The sequence below is a fragment of the Mesorhizobium sp. M0491 genome, assembly GCF_040321265.1.
GTDB lineage: Bacteria > Pseudomonadota > Alphaproteobacteria > Rhizobiales > Rhizobiaceae > Mesorhizobium.
In genome coordinates, this window is record NZ_JAMYRE010000020.1 from 49,410 (window position 1) to 67,022 (window position 17,613).

The 17,613-nt window shown below is 59.2% G+C and carries 15 protein-coding genes and 2 pseudogenes; 9 read left to right on the forward strand and 8 right to left on the reverse strand.

What is annotated here, in order from left to right; genetic code table 11:
- Nucleotides 1-856 precede the first annotated feature (856 nt).
- Together NKI69_RS24170 and NKI69_RS24175 are read left to right on the forward strand one after the other, a co-directional pair.
- The gene (locus NKI69_RS24170) at nt 857-1,843 is read left to right on the forward strand and encodes a nodulation protein NodZ (RefSeq protein ID WP_352722646.1); all 987 of its coding nucleotides are present in this window, start codon (nt 857-859) and stop codon (nt 1,841-1,843) included.
- Between the two features lie 239 nt (nt 1,844-2,082).
- Nucleotides 2,083-3,498: a mannose-1-phosphate guanylyltransferase/mannose-6-phosphate isomerase gene (locus tag NKI69_RS24175; RefSeq protein ID WP_352582454.1), complete on the forward strand. Its 1,416-nt coding sequence runs from the start codon at nt 2,083-2,085 to the stop codon at nt 3,496-3,498.
- A 201-nt stretch (nt 3,499-3,699) separates the two neighbouring features.
- On the opposite strand, the gene NKI69_RS24180 is transcribed toward NKI69_RS24175, so the two are convergent.
- The 4 genes from NKI69_RS24180 to NKI69_RS24195 all read right to left on the reverse strand — a co-directional run bounded on the left by NKI69_RS24180 (nt 3,700) and on the right by NKI69_RS24195 (nt 6,651).
- Complete coding sequence (locus tag NKI69_RS24180) at nt 3,700-5,256, reverse strand: E2 ligase fold family C protein (RefSeq protein ID WP_352722647.1); 1,557 nt, start codon at nt 5,254-5,256, stop codon at nt 3,700-3,702.
- Nucleotides 5,257-5,259: 3 nt separating this feature from the next.
- On the reverse strand, nt 5,260-5,547 hold the full coding sequence (locus NKI69_RS24185; RefSeq protein WP_352722648.1) for a hypothetical protein: 288 nt from the start codon (nt 5,545-5,547) through the stop codon (nt 5,260-5,262).
- Nucleotides 5,548-5,744: 197 nt separating this feature from the next.
- A complete protein-coding gene (locus tag NKI69_RS24190) occupies nt 5,745-6,362 on the reverse strand; it encodes a putative metal-binding protein (RefSeq protein ID WP_352582406.1) in 618 nt (205 codons plus the stop codon).
- On the reverse strand, nt 6,355-6,651 hold the full coding sequence (locus NKI69_RS24195) for a DUF2604 domain-containing protein (protein ID WP_352722649.1): 297 nt from the start codon (nt 6,649-6,651) through the stop codon (nt 6,355-6,357). The genes NKI69_RS24190 and NKI69_RS24195 overlap by 8 nt, the downstream gene beginning before the upstream one ends.
- 434 nt (nt 6,652-7,085) lie before the next feature.
- Here NKI69_RS24195 and NKI69_RS24200 point away from each other — a divergent pair.
- Together NKI69_RS24200 and NKI69_RS24205 are read left to right on the forward strand one after the other, a co-directional pair.
- Nucleotides 7,086-7,471, forward strand: a pseudogene (locus tag NKI69_RS24200) (DUF6088 family protein); the annotation flags it as partial.
- A gap of 537 nt (nt 7,472-8,008) precedes the next feature.
- Nucleotides 8,009-8,512 (forward strand): hypothetical protein, encoded by a 504-nt coding sequence (locus NKI69_RS24205; RefSeq protein ID WP_352722650.1) that lies wholly within the window; start codon nt 8,009-8,011, stop codon nt 8,510-8,512.
- Between the two features lie 370 nt (nt 8,513-8,882).
- Here NKI69_RS24205 and NKI69_RS24210 read toward each other — a convergent pair.
- A pseudogene (locus tag NKI69_RS24210) lies at nt 8,883-9,674 on the reverse strand (alpha/beta fold hydrolase); the annotation flags it as partial.
- Between the two features lie 160 nt (nt 9,675-9,834).
- Nucleotides 9,835-10,950, reverse strand: coding sequence for a 1-aminocyclopropane-1-carboxylate deaminase (locus tag NKI69_RS24215; protein WP_352722651.1), 1,116 nt, complete (start codon nt 10,948-10,950; stop codon nt 9,835-9,837).
- Nucleotides 10,951-11,093: 143 nt separating this feature from the next.
- On the opposite strand from NKI69_RS24215, the gene NKI69_RS24220 reads away from it, so the two are divergent.
- Nucleotides 11,094-11,570 (forward strand): Lrp/AsnC family transcriptional regulator, encoded by a 477-nt coding sequence (locus NKI69_RS24220; protein WP_352722652.1) that lies wholly within the window; start codon nt 11,094-11,096, stop codon nt 11,568-11,570.
- 17 nt (nt 11,571-11,587) lie between these two features.
- On the opposite strand, the gene NKI69_RS24225 is transcribed toward NKI69_RS24220, so the two are convergent.
- Both NKI69_RS24225 and NKI69_RS24230 read right to left on the reverse strand, forming a co-directional pair.
- Nucleotides 11,588-12,367 carry an SDR family oxidoreductase gene (locus tag NKI69_RS24225; RefSeq protein ID WP_352722653.1) on the reverse strand — a complete coding sequence of 260 codons (780 nt, stop codon included), beginning with the start codon at nt 12,365-12,367 and terminating at the stop codon, nt 11,588-11,590.
- Nucleotides 12,364-12,693 (reverse strand): nuclear transport factor 2 family protein, encoded by a 330-nt coding sequence (locus NKI69_RS24230; RefSeq protein WP_352722654.1) that lies wholly within the window; start codon nt 12,691-12,693, stop codon nt 12,364-12,366. The genes NKI69_RS24225 and NKI69_RS24230 overlap by 4 nt, the downstream gene beginning before the upstream one ends.
- A 134-nt stretch (nt 12,694-12,827) precedes the next feature.
- On the opposite strand from NKI69_RS24230, the gene NKI69_RS24235 reads away from it, so the two are divergent.
- The 4 genes from NKI69_RS24235 (at nt 12,828) to trbB (ending at nt 17,610) form a co-directional block, all read left to right on the forward strand.
- Nucleotides 12,828-13,724, forward strand: a complete 897-nt coding sequence (locus NKI69_RS24235; protein ID WP_352722681.1) for a LysR family transcriptional regulator — start codon at nt 12,828-12,830, stop codon at nt 13,722-13,724.
- Between the two features lie 356 nt (nt 13,725-14,080).
- Nucleotides 14,081-16,111 carry a conjugal transfer protein TraG gene (locus tag NKI69_RS24240; RefSeq protein WP_352722682.1) on the forward strand — a complete coding sequence of 677 codons (2,031 nt, stop codon included), beginning with the start codon at nt 14,081-14,083 and terminating at the stop codon, nt 16,109-16,111.
- A gap of 120 nt (nt 16,112-16,231) precedes the next feature.
- The gene (locus NKI69_RS24245; RefSeq protein ID WP_023708017.1) at nt 16,232-16,645 is read left to right on the forward strand and encodes a CopG family transcriptional regulator; all 414 of its coding nucleotides are present in this window, start codon (nt 16,232-16,234) and stop codon (nt 16,643-16,645) included.
- Complete coding sequence (gene trbB / locus NKI69_RS24250; RefSeq protein ID WP_352722655.1) at nt 16,642-17,610, forward strand: P-type conjugative transfer ATPase TrbB; 969 nt, start codon at nt 16,642-16,644, stop codon at nt 17,608-17,610. Before NKI69_RS24245 ends, trbB begins: the two co-directional genes overlap by 4 nt.
- Nucleotides 17,611-17,613 lie beyond the last annotated feature (3 nt).

The window sequence follows — 17,613 nt, forward strand, 5'->3', positions numbered from 1 at the left end:
TTGACAGTCCGCCAGCCGAGCACACCTGCTCTTGCTTGGAGTCACAGCAAAATAGAGTTGCGCCGCTAACCTGACGGATTCGTACATGCGGTCAGAGTGCCGCTCAGCTCACGCCGTGAGCGACTGTACTCCAAGCACCTTGCAGCTGATTTGCTCATCTATCAGCGAGTGAGGACGCCTTTCTTTCTTGCTTCAGCGTCTTCTAATGGGAATTGTTTGGATCAGTGAAATCGATTGTTTGGATAAAGTGCATCCACAGAATGGATGGTCTGACCGAGCAGCGAGAGCGCATCGCCGGCCCGGAGTCGGAGGCGCGAGCTTCCGTTCGGGGCGAGGACAAAGTTCGTGGCCCCGAGCCCTCACCACAGCATCCGGCACAGGTCGTGCAGAACTTTGGGAGCCGACTGCAGATTCTGTCGATCAGCTGGCTCCAGGCGCGTCGAGCCGTCGACCTCATCTCGCCCGGTACCGGTTGCTGTATGCAGCCTTGCACCTTGGCGTACGGCGTCGACGGAATGATTTGCTTCGGCAGGCAGTGTCGCAGCGTTTCCCGGCTGTTTCGGCTCTATTGGCCGGGCCCGCGTCAGCCGAGCCCTTCATCATGGCATCCAACACATGGATGGCCGGCATCCACTCAATAGATTTTACATATGCCGCGGAGGCCCAGTAAAGAAGGCTGAACCGGAAGCGAGGGCATCGGCTTCAAGCTGTGCGAGCGTCACGGGATTAGTGGGCAGTGCTGAGTGAGCTCTTCTGCCCTATGGCCCGGCCTCTGCCAAGCGCCCGGCGTCAGGGTCTACGTGTCGACTAAGGATACCAAACCGGGCAACCTCCTCTCTGAACGAGATTTCCGAAAATGCATGTTAGTGGATTGGAAAAGCGCCGGTTCGTCGTCTCTCGGAGGCGTACGGGGTTCGGTGATTGTCTGTGGTCATTGGCGGCCGCTTGGCGCTACGCGCAGCGGTCGGGACGAACTCTAGTCATCGACTGGCGGGGGGCCTGCTACCTCGACCAACCCTTCACAAATGCGTTTCCGGTGTTCTTCCAGCCGATCAATGACATCGCTGGCGTGCCGGCTATTTCCGACGACCGGATCAACGACCTTTCCTTCCCTGGTCCATTCTTCCCGGAGTGGTGGAACAGGCCGGCGATCGAGTGCCTTTACCGGCCAGATGAGCAGATTTTCCAAGAGCGCGATGAGTTGGGCGAGCTCTTTCAGGCCGAACACGATGTCGAAGCGAACACAGTAGTGTGTGACGCTTGTCTGATGTGGCGGTGCGATGAGGATGCAGAGCGGCAGGTGTTCCAGAGTGTCAAGCCTCGGCCAGAAATTCAAGCGCGCATAGATGCCATTTATCAGGAATGTTTTGAGGGGCACAGCATCATCGGGATTCATGTTCGGCACGGTAACGGTGAAGACATCATGGAGCATGCGCCCTACTGGGCCGATCCGGAGCTCGCCGTTCGGCAAGTGTGCGCTGCAATTGACAAGGCTAAGGCGTTACCGCACCCCAGGCCTGTGCGGCTGTTCTTATGCACGGACAGCGCGCGGATACTGGATCTTCTGTCGGCCAGGTTTCCCGATCTGCTCACTGTCCCGAAGCACTTCGGATCCAATCAAGGTGGCCCCTTACACACTGCAGCACTCGGGATTGACGGCGGAATTTCCGCCCTCGTTGAGATGTATCTTCTCGGGCGCTGCGATACCGTAATTCGGTTTCCCCCGACGAGCGCCTTTACACGATATGCACGCCTTTTCGCACCACGGGTAATTGAATTCGATCTGAAAGAGCCAAGTCGTTTGACTTTGATAGAAGGCAGCCAAGTCTCTGATCTCAGTTAAGACCCGCCACCTGCGCAATTCGGCAGACGCAACCAAAGGCATAGTTGAATGCGCATTTCTCACCGACGCCAGTGGAGGCGTCGTACATTACCGATAGCGTCGTCATCTGACGCCGCCTGCAACGCGCCAGAACTTCGCTGTTACGCGGGGGCCGCAGACAAGCCAGAGCGACGGCGATCGTGACGCTGACGCTCGAAAGAACGCGGGCGATCACTCCAGAGACGAAATTGAGGTTGGTTATGAAAGTCATTCCCGTGATCATCAGCGGCGGAGCCGGATCGCGGCTATGGCCCGCCTCAAGGCAATCGCACCCCAAACCTTTCCTCAAAGTGGCGGATGGATATTCTCTCATTCAGCAGACTGTGCTGCGCGCCGCTTCGATAGAAGGTGTCGTGGAACTCGTCGCTGTGACATCCGGGGACCACCTCTTCCTGACCAAGGACGAATTTGACGAACTGGATTCCGTGGTCCTGCCACGCACCTTTCTGCTCGAGCCCGAAGCTCGGGATACGGCCGCCGCCGTGGCTGCAGCCGCGATCCATGCGAGGGCAACGCAAGGCCCTGACGCGATCCTGTGCGTCTTCCCGGCCGATCACCTGATTAGCAACCTGCCTGCGTTTCTAGACGTCATGGGCCTGGCCATGGAACATGCGAAGCTCGGGCGGATCGCCACATTGGGCGTCACCCCAACCAGACCGGACACGGCATTCGGCTACATCGAAGCAGATGGTGAGAACGTCGTCCGTTTCGTTGAAAAACCGGATCTGGAGACAGCCAAAGCCTATGTCGCGTCTCAACGCTTCTTCTGGAACGCCGGCATCTTCTGCTTCAGTGCGCAAACCATGCTCGACGAGATGGTTTTGCATTGTCCCGAGGTGCTCCAGGCCGTCGCCGACAGCTATGAGAACGGCCGCGCCAGTCAATGCCAAGGCTATGCCAAAATCGAACTCGCGCCTGAGCATTTCGGTTCCGCGCCGCGAATCTCGCTCGACCACGCTGTCATGGAGAAGACTAACAGACTTGCCGTGATTCCCTGCGACATGGATTGGAACGACATCGGATCTTGGAACGCAATGGCCGATTTGATCGCCCCCGACGAAAGCGGGAACAGGATACGCGGCGATGTGCACATGGTCGACACGACCGGCACCTATGTGAGCTCCGACAAGCGCGTCATCGGCACGGTGGGCGTAAGCGATCTGGTGATCGTGGATTCCCCGGACGCTTTGCTTGTCACATCCCGCGACCGCGTTCAGGACGTTAAGAAGCTCTTCGAGGGCCTCAAGGCTTCGGGACATGAAGCTCATCTGGTCCATAGCACGGTACACCGGCCCTGGGGTACCTATACGGTTCTGGAGGAAGGCGAGCGCTTCAAGATCAAACGCATCGAGGTGAAGCCCGGTCGCCAGTTGAGCCTGCAGATGCACTATCATCGTTCGGAGCACTGGGTCGTGGTCAGCGGCTCCGCCAAAATCGTCAATGGCGAGCAGGAGTTGTTCCTGGGGACAAACGAATCTACTTACATCCCCTGCGGCCATAAGCATCGGCTCGAGAACCCAGGCAGAATTGACCTGGTTATCATTGAAGTGCAGAGCGGCGATTATCTCGCCGAGGATGATATCGTTCGCTTCGACGACGAATATGGTCGAACGTAGATAACAGTACAAAAAACGTTAAACGGCGAGCCGTCGCTCAAGGATCTCTGTCGTGGGTTCTGGGCCTAACATTGACAAAGCAGCGGGCCGAGCGTGTCATAGTATCCGCCCCGCACTCTCATCAGGCAATCGATCGTGGTCAAAAACATCGGCGAGCGCTTGACAGCGCGCCGTCCGCGGTAACGAAGACTTCAGATCTTTTTAGGCGGACCCGTTGCTCAGCTGTTCAGCGGCACAGCCGTATTTCAGCCTGTAGGCGGCAACGAAATCCTCATCGCTGCAGATGCAGCGGCCGCTGGAATCTTTGGCTTTCGGATCATGGAGGTGAGAACCAAGGGCGCGCAGTAGATTCACGCGAGTGCTGGTCGTCGGACTCATCGGAAAACCCGCACTATGCTTGACCAGGTCTGTGGCAAGCATGATCCCGGCAAGCGCTGATTGAAAGGCCATCGGAACCACAGTTCGAACGAGACGACTTCCATCGCTAAGCTGGAACACTAGGCCGCCGCAGATAACCTGCTGATAAAAGGAACGGAGGGGCTGGCCAACAAACGCGGCGAGCGGCTCAAACGGCACAGCCATCGCCGTAGCCACCCGAGCTACGAACTCATTGGGGACTCCGGTATTGGTCTGAAGGAGCGCTTTTACCTCCTCGTGTGCTTCCGGCATTCCGAGTTCCTCCGCGACCAGTTGGTGTTCGTCCTTGGATTTCCCGGTCGGCATGTACATGCAGCAAAGGCAAGCCTGGCCGTCATCGAAACCATGCCGCGAGATGCCTAGATCTTGCTCCTGAGTCCAGGCGTTCGCGATCCATCGGGGCAGAGCACCTTGGACAGCTAGACGGTCGGCGGCGGTGTCAAGCGCCACACCCACTCGGTCGAATACCCAGTCGCCCCGGCGCGCAACATATTCTGCCCACTTCATAGGGTGCGCCTCGACCTCAAGGGCGGTGGACCGAAGGGCGTGGGTTGCTAGGGCCGCCTTAGAGAGGCCGACCTCCGCCTGACCTGCCAACACGTAGCGCTGCAGGTTTGAGAGTTCGATAGCTTCGTGATCAACTACATGCAGGCGCCCCGACAGACCGGATTGCCTCGCCAGCGCCCAGAGCGAGCCATGGCCTATCGCGCCGAGCCCAACGAGGTGCGTTTCGCCAAGGTCGACAGGGAAATTTAAGGGGCTGGAATCGCCGGCGTTGCTCTTGTTGTACGTGCATAAAGAGAGGTCGATGTTCTCGTCCAGCTCGGCGCCGGTCAGCTGGGAAGCAAAGATGGTTCGAAAGACGTTGGCCGCGGCGAAGCAGCTTGCGGCGCCAGCTCCATAGGGCAGCAAGCTCGAGCCAGAGCCCACCGGGTCCGTACACGACAGCTTTGCCGCCCAACCCTGCGATCCCATGAAAAAGGTTGGGCACCGAAGTGATGGGTGCACCGCGCCTGCAGCTACACAGACCGTCGCATACTTGCCGGAACGCCGGATGCTGATTTTTGGATTGATCGACTTTGCCAAGCGCTCGAGCGCTTGGGCTTGAGAGCTCGCGGCCATATCCAGCGGGAGTATGGCCAGAACCGGATACAGTCTGGCAAGCAACCTGACCGTAAGGTCAAGCGTCGCCTGGCCCTCGGTACACGAAGCGGCTTGGCTGTCGAAGGCCACAGCCACGACCTGCTTTTCGAGGGCTGCTTTGAAGTCGCATAGATGAAAGTCGGCCAGCACCTGAGAAGCTGCCGTGGCGGCGCGGTCGATGAAGTTAGCGAGTGCCATCGTTCAACCCGTTATCGCGATCATCCGCCTGAGTGCCGCGGATGGGACCTCATTCCAGTTCGCCTTCGCGTCAAGTCGATAGGCGGCGACCCGAGCAAGATCGAAAGGCTCGCGGGCGAAATTGGGCACCACCAGCGACAGACACCCAACCGTGGTAGCGACCGCGTAGGCGTCGTCGGTCGTCGAATGGTAGGCTCGGCCCGGATGGCTATGGATCTGGGCGAAGAGTTTAAGGCTGCTCTTGTAGAGCCAGACATTGAGCCGGTGTAGTTCTTCGGCCGGAACTATCACGCAAACGCCGTCGCCCGTCCGAATGTGACGCTGTGCCGGGATAACGGTCTCTGTTACGCCAAAGTGTTGGTCTTGCTGAACGCCGACCCAGAGCGCCATCCCCTCATGGCCCTGTCGCCCAACTGAGCGCAGGTGCGCCTGGACACTTGAAAGACAGTCTCGGGGAAGAGCGACTGTCCCGACATCCTTGAGCTCGGTCATTCTGGAATGGCGGGTAGGGGTGCTATCATGGCTCCCACTGAGATTTGGAACTGATACTGAAGCTGCTCCACGGGACCGGTCCCGTACGTGATGATCTTGTCCAGGATGAAGGCCAAACAGCCTTCGCCAGAACCCCGGTGGAGAAGCCATGAATCACCTGAATGGGCTGGATTGTCGTGGTATTCCCGGACGCCTGACATGCACAGGAATGGCGTGTGTTCCGCACTGTTGGCCTGGATGAAGTCCGACAGCGACAGAGCGTTCTGCTGCATGAGGACCAAAATCATATCCGGTGGGGTTCCGGGTAGATGCGGTCGTCTCAGCATCCTGAGCAGCAAATCTTTCCGGGCAATCGGCCGGCGTATAAAGGGGTCTACGAAGACCACCGACGGAGGTCGGAGGTCGTAATTGGAGAAGTCGATCTCGACAGCTGCACCGATGATCTGTGGCTTTATCTTCGGCGGTACGAAGATGAAGAAGGCCGTCGGGAAGCTCGCCTCGATCAGGAAACAACCCTGAGCCCGGTAAATACCTGCTTGTGTTTGGAACCAGCCGATCTGACGATCGAACTTCGCTCGGGACACCTCCGGGTCAACAGTTTGGAGTTCAGGCACCTGCGACGCCCGCCTTCAGGCTGAGGAACAGGGTCACAGTGGTCGCGAAACCGAAATCGTCAACTTTTTTGTCGACGTCGAGCAAGGTGCCGGCCTCGTCCTTGAATTCCCAATTCTCGGCCGGTTGGGCGACGTTCTGCGTATTTTCAAGCGCTTTGGTGCGGACGACGTGAAGCGGCTGGTTGGGATTGGCTTCGACCTGTGTGGGCTGGCCGTTCACCACCACCGTCATCTCGATCTTCCCGGGGCCGCCGCCGTGATTTTCGCCCTTGCCCGAATCCTTCGACATTGTCCTACTCCTGTGGCTTACCAACGGGCCCAAGCCGCCAGTGCAGACCTGCTGGTGAGCGGGCTGGCGGTCCTCAATCGTCCACTCGGCGCCACGGACCGCGAGTACGCGAAAGACAAGGGATAACATCGAATCGATGCTGTCTCCTTTTATGGGGACTTGTGGGGCAAGTAAACGGCCGAAACTGCTCTTCACAACTATAATCGATTAGAGCATCGGCAAAATACCGGCCCCCACCTATTCATGAACACGGCGCAGCTTGCTCATTCCACTGGCCGCGTGCAACTCGGGCACTTGGTGATTCAGTTGGCAACATGCAAATGGACCCATGCCGCCAGTATCCAACGTGGAAGTCGGCAATACCCCCGCAAGTTGTCCCTGCTCCTTTGGAATAACGCGCCTGGGGTTGGGCCCGCTCTCGCGACGTCGCCTAGGCGCTCGCTCGCGAGATCGGCTCGCGGGTGCAGATCGCGGGCGCTCGCGCTGCGCACGTGCTTGGCCTCTGCACCCAAGTTCCGGCCAGGAGCACTTGCCTTACCGATGGCCCTTCCCGCCGCGTTGTGCTCGGCAAGGGGGTTGTGGATCTGCGTCACGCCTCCCCGAAGCATCTGATCGCCCCGGGCAGCGCCGCTGGCACCGTCGTGCAGGCTCTGCGCCACCTGGGTCCAATGCGTGCGCATGACGTCGCGCAGGTGGCCGCGCGCCAGCCATCGGTGAGCGACAAGAAAGCACTTGTCGCTGGCGCCATTCGGGCACCCGCATGGATGCGGCCACGCTCGTCGCCATCGCCAACAACGCAGTGGGTGCCCTGGTTGAATAAGGTTGCCCTCTTGCCGGCACACGAACGCTCCGCGCTGTTCGGCGAAACGGGCGCGACCCGCGGCGTTGGCAATACTATCTTAGAGAAGGACTTCTGGGTCTGCGGGACTTTGAGACGACTCTTCGAGGTGCCAAAGGAGGACGCCCACCTTGCTCTTCAAAAGCGGAACGTCCTTATCCAAAGCTTACGGCGCGATCGCAGATTCTCAGAGGACATAGATCTGTGGTTCGACCGCGCCGAGCTCGGCTATATCGGCGATCGTGATCCCGAGCGGGACGGGATCAGCAGAACAGGCCGGCAGGCTTGTCGAGGAGCTCGTCGGCGATGTCGAAATGCACGTCGCAGAGAAGCTGCTGCCGGCGCTGCGCGCAGCAATCGGCGGACATCTCGGCGAGCCGACGAAGGGCGAATGGTCCCTTAAGATCGACGCAGGCGATCTACAGACGATCAACTTTCATTATCCGACCGCGCCGGCCGCGGTAGAGTACGAAGGCATGGCCAACACCACTCCGAGGGTTCAGCTCGAGTTCGGCGCCCGTGGCGACCCATGGCCTACCGACAGAGACGACCCGTTCCTATGCGGCGGAAGATTTTCCAGATTTCTTCGAGAATCCGGATTCCACAGTCGGTTCGGCGGACTTTATGGGAAAGATAACCGCCCTCCATGCCGAGGCGCACAGGCCCGAGGAAACGCCGACGCCGCAATATCTCTCGCGGCATCACCACAACATAGCGATGCTGCTCGACACCGAAGATGGGAAGGGTGCGGCCTTGGACTTTGAGCTGCTCGAACAGGTAGCCAAGCACAAGGCGGTCTTTTTCCGCTCTAGCTGGGCGAGCTACGATACGGGGGTGGCCCGGGACGCTTCAGCTTGTGCCTTCCGAAATGCGACTGCGGACCTGCGCTCCGACCACCGTGGCATGCCGCCGATGATGTTCGATGAAAAGCCACTGTCGTTCGACAAAGTCGTTTCGCGTCTCCGGGAATTTCAAGAAACCATCAATGCCTCGTCGCCCGTTCTGCAGAAGCCGGACGAGTAATTCAAGTCCGAGCAGCGTACGGCCGAATACAGGGCCCGTTGTTCCAATCGGGGCAATCGGCCGGCACTGGCGGTGGCGTTATCGCGACAGGAACAGTTCTCGATCTTTTTACTTCGCCAACCACTGCTTGCGCCCGATTTCGGACGTTCAGGGTGCGGTCACGGAAGCCTAAAAGCAGACGTTTGTTCAGCGGGTTCCTAGAAATACGTAATGGCTTTTTTGATGACCCGTGTGATTTATTGTTGGGATTTCAAAGCCGCGGAACGGCCGGAGAAAGTGGATTCCCTCCGACCGTTGTAGTCGTAACACCTGGTTTGAAATTCCCGGTTCGTCGCAATAGTCCGAATGTCTTTAACGACATCCAGCTCACTTGCGACCACTGGGAGGCCGATTGCGCTGCTTGGTCGATCGTCTCGGCCACGACCTTCGGCTGAGTCATGAAGAGCGCGTGGCTTGCGGAGACTTTGGTGATTTTTGCGCGGATTCGCTCTGCCATGTGCAGGAGCATAGCCTGGTCGAATGCCTTGTCCTCGGTGGCGATAACAGCCCAGCATGGCTTCGACCGCCATGCCGCATTTTTGAGCTTGGTGCCAAAAGCCGACATGTTGATCGGGACCTGCGAGTCCCTCATGAAGGCCACGTCCCTTTCGCTAACGTCATGGGCAAAGCCGGATTTGAAGTTTTCAGATTTCACGTAGCCGAAACCGTCATCGGTCGTCTCGAGTACGAATTCGGTGGCCGGAGCAAACCCTTCATACTGCTGGGCAGTTGTTTGACCGGCCTCAGGCGACAGCGCCGAGACGTAAACGAGACTGGTGACTTTCGGGTCCATACCTGCTTCGGTGATGACGGTCCCGCCCCAGGAATGGGCGACGAGAACCGTTGGACCGTCCTGCCGGTCGAGAGCACGCTTGGTTGCTGCCACATCGTCCTCAAGCGAGGTCAACGGGTTCTGAACGATCGTGACGCGATAGCCACGCTGTGTGAGTTCGTCATAAACGCCGCGCCAGCCGGAACCGTCGACAAACGCCCCGTGCACCAGCACGACGTTTTTAACAGTCTGCGTGTCGGGGATGCGGTCGGCTGCCTGGGACGTGACGGTTGACGCGAGGCCTGCCGTCAGTGCGGTTACCGCCAAGAGGCTTTTCGTTGCGGTTTTCATTGCAAGTTCCTTTTCAGTTTTGGGAGATGAGCGATTGTTTGGTCCGGTTCTAAGGACTTCACCTCCGCCGGTCGCGTACGCCCTCACCAAACGCACGCAGAAGGGTTCACGCCGGCGTTGCCGGGCGCAGATCGACAGGATTTATGGCGAGTTGGAAGGCCTACGGGAACATAGGCGGGTAATCAGTGATGTTCGGACCCTGATCTCGTTCTGTTGCGGATGACTGGTCTTTCAGCGGCGTGTTCACGGGATTGGCGCCGTCGTCCTTGTAGTAGGAACTGTATCCATTGATGGCGGGGGCGCCGCCGAGGTGTGCGTAGAGCACCTTCGAGCCTTCGGCGAAAAACCCTTTCCGGGTCAGATCGACCAGACCTTGCATCGACTTCCCCTCGTAGACCGGGTCTGTGATCATCGCCTCGGTCCGGGCTGCAAGGCGGATCGCGTCGTTGGTTGCTTCGGACGGAATGCCGTAGGCTGGATAAGCGTAGTCTGGTTTGATCACGATCTCTTCGTCGCGAACGGAGCGCCCGAGTCCGACGAGGCTAGCGGTGTCGTCGACGATGCGGCGGACCTGCGAGCGGGTCTGTTCGAGCGTGCCGGAGGCATCAATTCCGATAACCTTGTCAGCACGATCCTGTGCCGCAAAACCAACAATCATGCCTGCTTGGGTAGAGCCGGTGACAACACAGACAATGATGTAGTCAAACGCGAAACCCAATTGCTCTTCCTGTCGAGCAACCTCTTCTGCAAAGCCGACATAGCCGAGCCCGCCGTATTTATGGACTGAAGCACCGGCCGGAATGGGATAGGGCTTTCCGCCGGCGTCTTTCACCGACCGGATCGCGTCTTCCCAGCTTTTGCGAATGCCGATGTCGAAGCCGTCGTGCACTAGCCGACTGTCAGCGCCCATCAGTCGCGTCATCAGGATGTTGCCTACCCGGTCATAGACCGCATCATGGTGCGGCACCCACCTCTCCTGGATCACGACACATTTCATGCCGATTTTCGCGGCGGTTGCTGCCACCATGCGGGTGTGGTTCGACTGAACGCCGCCGATCGAAACCAGAGTGTCCGCGCCGGAAGCGATCGCGTCCGGAATAATGTACTCGAGCTTTCTCAGCTTGTTGCCGCCCATCGCCAGACCGGAATTGCAGTCTTCGCGCTTGGCGTAGATCTGCACCTTGTTTCCAAGCGCTGCGCTCAGCCGCGGAAGATGCTCGATCGGGGTGGGCCCAAACGTTAGCGGATAGCGTTCGAACTTTTCGAGTAGCGACATTCCTATGCCCTCAATTGTCACTTTCATTGGAAAAAATGTATGTGAAACGCAGTGAAATGTGCTCTCTAATTTGATTGAAAATTCTTCAGCAATCGGGATAATCAAGGCTGATCAGAGATGTGCAAATCAAATTTCGAGGAATTATGGAAGAATCTTCCACGCCCATTCTCGACCGCACCGACATCAGGCTGCTTCGCGCCCTACAAGGCGATGGCAGACTCACCAATGCGGAGTTGGCGAACCGTGTGAACGTCAGTGCTGCAACATGTCATCGTCGTACGCAGCGCCTGTTCGATGAAGGAAACATCACCGGAGTGCGTGCCGAGATAGCGCCCTTGTCCGTCGGGCTTGGCACACTGGTGATGGTCGGCGTCGTGCTGGATCGCTCGACGCCGGAGAGCTTTGGCGCATTCGAAGACGCAGTCCATAAAATGAAGGAAGTCCTGGACTGCAATCTCGTGGCTGGCGACTTCGACTACCTTCTGAAGATCCGCGTGCGCGACATGGCAGACTTCAACAAGCTTCACGGACACAAGCTGATCGCGCTGCCAGGAGTTCGCCAGACGCGAACCTTTTTCGTCATGAAAGAGGTAAAGGAGAACGCGCGCCTTCCCTTCTGACGCAAGCGGTGCGCTTTCTACACTGTCGGGATCGTGCCGCCGTCAATAACGAACTCGGATCCTGTGATACCGGCCGCGCGGTCGGAAGCGAGGAACGCGATCAGGCTTCCCACCTCCTCGGGTGTCGATGGCCGGCCGAGTGGGATGCCGCCGAGCGAACCCATGATGATGCGCATGCCCGCTTCGACATCGCCGCCATGTTCCTTGCCCAGCCGCTCCGCCAGGTGCACAGAGGACCCTGACGCGATCCAGCCGGGTGAGACCCGGGCAACGCGAACGCCTTTCGGCGAAACCTCCTTCGACAGGCTCTTGCTGTAGGTGGAGAGCGCGGCCTTCGCGGCTGCATACGCCGTCGTGGCCTCCGGCAATGGCAGCACGCCCTGTATCGACGTGACATGGATCACGACGCCGCTGCCGCGGGCCACCATCTCAGGCACGAGCTCGCGATCGAGCCGTATTGCTGGCAGCAAGTTCAGCCCCAGCTCCCTGGTCCATTCGGCATCGCTGAGAGCCATGAAGCCTCCCGCCGGCGCCGACGACCCGCCAAGCATGTGGACAATGATGTCGACGCCGCCCATCCGCTCGCGCACCCCATTGGCGAGAGCAGAACACCCTTCGGGTGTTGTCAGGTCGGCCGTCACGAAGGCGGCTTCGTCGAGTCTGCCGGGATTGGAGCGTGCACTGGTAACGATCTGGGCGCCGAGTTCCTGAAACAGGGCGACGGTTGCGGCCCCGGCGCCACGCGTGCCTGAGGTGATCAGGGCACGTTTACCCTCAAGGGTCAGGAACGGGATCATAGCACGATCTCCAGTTCCGTGATCTGTTCGCCGTCGTGAATGAAGAAGTATCTCAGATCCACGGGGCTACCGGGAAAGTTGCCGATGACGTGGCTTGTGACGACGGTGCGAGAACCTTCGGAGCCGAGCATGAACGGCTCTACGGTGTATGTATACTTCGTTGACGCGCCTGCTTTCCACCGCCGGATCGAGTCCTGTCCGACATATGTGTGACCTTCGTCCCTGACGATGGCGCCTTCGGTGAATGACCGGGCGACAGCTTCTGCATTCCGTTCTCTGTCTGCCTCGAAGTAGTCCGCTATGGGCTTGGGTAGCTTGATGCTCATTTCCATCTCCTGCCGATTGTCGGCTTCAGAGGCTGGTACGCTTGGTTCCCAACCTCATGTCGGCAAATCTAGCGATTGACATCCGATACGATAATCTGGACAAATTGGGATGTGTTGATACGAAAATCGAAACAATGCCACGCCGTAGTCTGACCGAGATCGACGCTGTCCTTGCCATTGCCCGCAAGGGATCGTTCCGCGCCGCGGCACTCGAACTCGGGCTCTCGACAACTGCGATCAGCAACGCGATCGGCAAGATCGAGCGACAGCTCGGCATCCGCTTGTTCAACCGGACAACCCGCAGTGTCTCGCTGACCGATGCCGGCCGTAGCTTTGTCGATCAGGTCGGGCCAGCTATGGATGACATCTACGGGGCGATGGACAGCGCGATGTCGCAGCAGCAAACCCCTTCGGGAACCCTGCGCATCAACGCGTTCGCCATGGCCGCCCGTGAAGCCCTCTCACCTCTCGTTCTCAAATTCGTTAGACAGTATCCAAAGGTGCATGTCGACGTGGTCACCGAGGGCCGCATCATCGACATCGTTGCCGCAGGGTTCGACCTGGGTATACGCAGTGCGGATCTTGTCCCAAGTGACATGATCGCCGTTCCGTTCGGACGCGCGCAAAGCTACGCTGTGGTGGCGTCTGCCACATATTTTGAGAAGCGTGAACAGCCCGTCAGTCCTCCCGATCTTCTTTCTCACTCCTGTATTCGAGTGAGGCTTCCCAACGGTGCGCTGTTTCGCTGGCCTTTCGAAAGAGACGGCCGATCGATCCAGATCGATGTCAAAGGACCGATCACACTCGACGAAGCGAGCCTGACGAAAACGGCTGCCTTGGAAGGGATCGGGATAGGATTCCTGTGGGAAGCAGACGTGCGTGAAGACATAGCGTCGGGACGGCTTGTGCACGTCCTGCAAGACTGGACGCCAGCGCTCTCGCCCCTATGCCTTTATTATCCAGGCCGGCGAAATCCATCAGCGGCGTTTAAAGCTTTTATCGAGATGGCACGGGCCTTCGACCGCGAGTAGGTAAAAGCGCTGTATCAGTACTGAGATCGGGGTGTCCGGAAACCTACTTTTCGTAGGGTGTTCATCGCGACCGGTCAGACGAATCTACGTGAGAATCCTGGAGTCCAGGTCAGCAGCAACCTAGTCCATCGACGTCTGCTTAGTTTTTTGCCGCCGCCGGTATGCTGACAGTCTGGAAACGGCACCATACAAGTCATTCGCTCTTCGCCCTTCGCGATGACACTTCTTGGCGCCCCAGTCTGCCAAGCCTGCAACGTTCACTGCATCGCACGGGCGCGTATATTGGGTATCTTCGATATTCTGAAACGTCACGTCATGCTGCTTCCATCTACTACCAAACAGTGGAGGCTGTGCCCGTGACACCGACGAAGCTCCTTGTCGGCCAGATAGTCGTTGTGTTCGCCATCGTCATCGTTGGCGTATGGGCGGCAACGCAATGGTGCGCCCACATGCTGGAGTATCAGCCGCAGCTTGGCGCGCCATGGTTTGCCGCGGCGGCCCGGCCGATCTACAAGCCGTGGAAACTGTTCGAATGGTGGTTTCAATTCGACGCCTATGCGCCTGAGGTCTTCGACAAGGCCGGCATGCTTGCCGGAGCCAGCGGATTCTTGGGGTGTGCGGCCGCAATAGCTGGCTCCCTCTGGCGCGCGCGGCAGAGGGGGGTGGTCACCACCTACGGTTCCTCACGATGGGCCGCGGCTCGGGAAATCGAGAAGGCAGGCCTGTTTGAGCCGGCCGGCGTTTTCCTTGGCAAACTGAAGGATCACTATCTGCGACATGACGGGCCGGAACATGTCATGGCCTTTGCGCCGACACGTTCGGGCAAGGGCGTGGGATTGGTCGTTCCAACGCTTCTTTCCTGGACCGGCTCGGCCGTCATTCACGACATCAAAGGCGAGAACTGGCAGCTGACTTCCGGCTGGCGGTCGAAGTTCTCTTTCTGCCTCCTGTTCAATCCGACCGACTCGAGATCGGCGCGCTATAACCCGCTGCTGGAAGTGCGCAGGGGTTCAGATGAGGTCCGCGACGTTCAGAACATCGCGGACATTCTCGTCGATCCGGAAGGCGCGCTGGAGCGGCGGAATCATTGGGAGAAGACTAGTCATTCACTCTTGGTCGGGGCCATCTTGCACGTGCTCTACGCGGAAGAAGAAAAGACGCTCGCGCGCGTCGCCACTTTCCTGTCGGATCCGCAACGCTCGTTTGCCGCGACACTGCTGCGGATGATGACCACCAACCACCTCGGCACGGCGGACACACCTCGGGTCCATCCCGTCGTGGCCTCGGCGGCTCGCGAGGTGCTGAACAAGTCAGAGAACGAGCGTTCTGGCGTTCTCTCGACCGCAATGTCATTTCTCGGGCTCTATCGTGATCCGACGGTTGCCTCGGCAACATCGGCCTGCGACTGGCGCATTGCCGACCTCATGGATGCGGAACGACCGATGTCGCTCTATCTAGTGGTGCCGCCATCGGATATCTCGCGCACCAAGCCACTGGTGCGACTGGTGCTCAATCAGATCGGCAGGCGACTGACGGAGCGGCTGGAAGGTGACCCGAAGAAAAGCCGCAAGTACCAACTGCTCATGATGCTAGACGAATTTCCGGCTCTTGGCCGCCTCGACTTCTTCGAGACCGCGCTCGCCTTCATGGCGGGTTACGGCATCCGCGCGTATCTGATCGCGCAATCCTTGAACCAGATCTCCAAAGCCTATGGCGAGAACAACGCCATTCTCGACAATTGCCATGTGCGCATTGCCTTTTCCTCCAACGACGAGCGCACGGCCAAACGCATATCGGATGCGCTCGGTACGGCGACGGAACTCAGGTCCATGCGCAACTACGCCGGCCACCGGCTGGCGCCCTGGCTTTCGCACGTCATGGTCAGTCGCCAGGAGACTGCTCGCCCGCTGCTGACGGCTGGCGAAGTGATGCAGTTGCCGCAAGCTGACGAATTAATCCTTGTTTCGGGGTTGCCGCCGATCCGCGCCCAGAAGTTGCGTTATTACCAGGATCCGAATTTCACCGAACGGGTGCTGCCGGCGCCGGTGTTGCGGGAGGGTCTGTACGCGGACTGTCCTGCGTCGCGCCCCGACGATTGGAGCGGACAAGTCCGCAGTGTTGACCGCCGTCTGGCTGCCGATGACGAAAACGCCGGCGCGGCAATCGAAGAAGGGAGCGGCGTGCAACAGCAGCGTCATCCCGGCCTGCCTGAAGAACACGTCGTCGTTTCTCGGGAGCCTGATCAGGATGACCTCTTCAATCTGTCGGACGATGACGCCGAGGCACCCGCAGACAAGCGCGTCATGGACCGGGTTTCTACCGCGGCGAGCGCCTACGGCCTCAACGAGGGAAGGGGCGACGACAAGGACATCATCCCCGGCTTCTGAACGCTTTCCGCAACTGAGGCGTATCTCGGCGTAGATAACGCCCATAAGCGATTTTGCGGATCTCGGCGATGTTCGTTCGCACCGCCGGCGCATCAGCGCCGGCCAGTCGGAACGAGACGTATGAAGCCCCATCGCATTCGCCACCAGTTTCTGCTCGAACCCGAATTGAGCGAGAAGCTGGAAACCCTCAGCCGCAACCCGTCGACCACGAAATCGGCTATCGTCGCGAAAGCGGTCGAGGCCTTCATCGAACGGCGTGGTGAAAACGAGCTCGACCAGCGCTACGGCAAGCGGCTGGACCGTCTTTCCCGCGATCTCGACCATGTCAGGCGCGACGCCGAAATAACTCTGGAGAGCCTGGCGCTCTTAATCCGCTTTTCAATCACGCTTCATGCCCACACGCCAATTCCGGATCGGGCGACACAGGCGATCGCCCAAGAGCGCTTTGACAAATTCGTCGAGCAGGTCGGTCGCCAGATTGCCTCCGGGAAGCGCTCGCTTGGTTACGGCAATGGCAACGGAGGCGAAGGATGAACTCTCATCCCGCAGCGGACCACCGCCGCCGAGCCATGCTGCGCACAGCCATGGGCGCCGCGATCACCGAGGCCCTTTCCGATTCGACCGTCATCGAGGTGATGGTCAATCCCGATGGCACGCTCAGGCTAGACCGGTTGGGAGAAGGCCGGGTCGATACAGGCGTGCATATGCATCCTTCCGAGGCGGAACGCATCATCCGGCTCGTCGCCTCCCATGTACGCGCCGAGGCGCATGCAGATAGTCCGATTGTCAGTGCCGAATTGCCATCAGGCGAGCGCTTCGAGGGTCTGCTACCGCCGGTCGTGCTGGCGCCATGCTTCGCTATCCGCAAACCGGCGGCAAAACTCTACACGCTGGCCAACTATGTCGCCGATCGCGTCATGCTCCCGCTGCAGGCTGATGCCCTGAGGAAGGCGGTTCGCGAGCGGCGCAACATCCTGGTCGCCGGCGGCACATCGTCGGGCAAAACGACACTTACCAATGCTCTACTGGCAGAAGTCGCCGAATGCGATGAGCGGGTGATCCTAATTGAGGACACCCGCGAGCTGCAATGCGCGGCCAAGGATTGCGTTGCCATGAGGACGAGGCGGGGCTCCATCACACTCGCCGATCTCTTACGCTCGACCTTACGGCTGAGGCCCGACCGAATCATCGTCGGCGAAGTCAGAGGCGCGGAAGCGCTCGATATGTTGAAGGCATGGAACACCGGACATCCCGGCGGCATTGCCACGGTTCACGCCAATTCGGCACGCTCCGCACTCTATCGTATTGAGCAGCTCGCCCAGGAAGCCGTTGTCACCGTTCCCCGCCGGCTGATCGCCGATGCCGTCGACTTGGTCATCTTTATTGCCGGAAGAGGGCCCGCGCGCCGCGTTGACGCGATCGCCGAGGTCACGGGTCTCGACGGCAGCGGCGATTACGCCGTCACCCCGCTCACCCTTCCGCAACTCCAGCAGCTTTGAAAG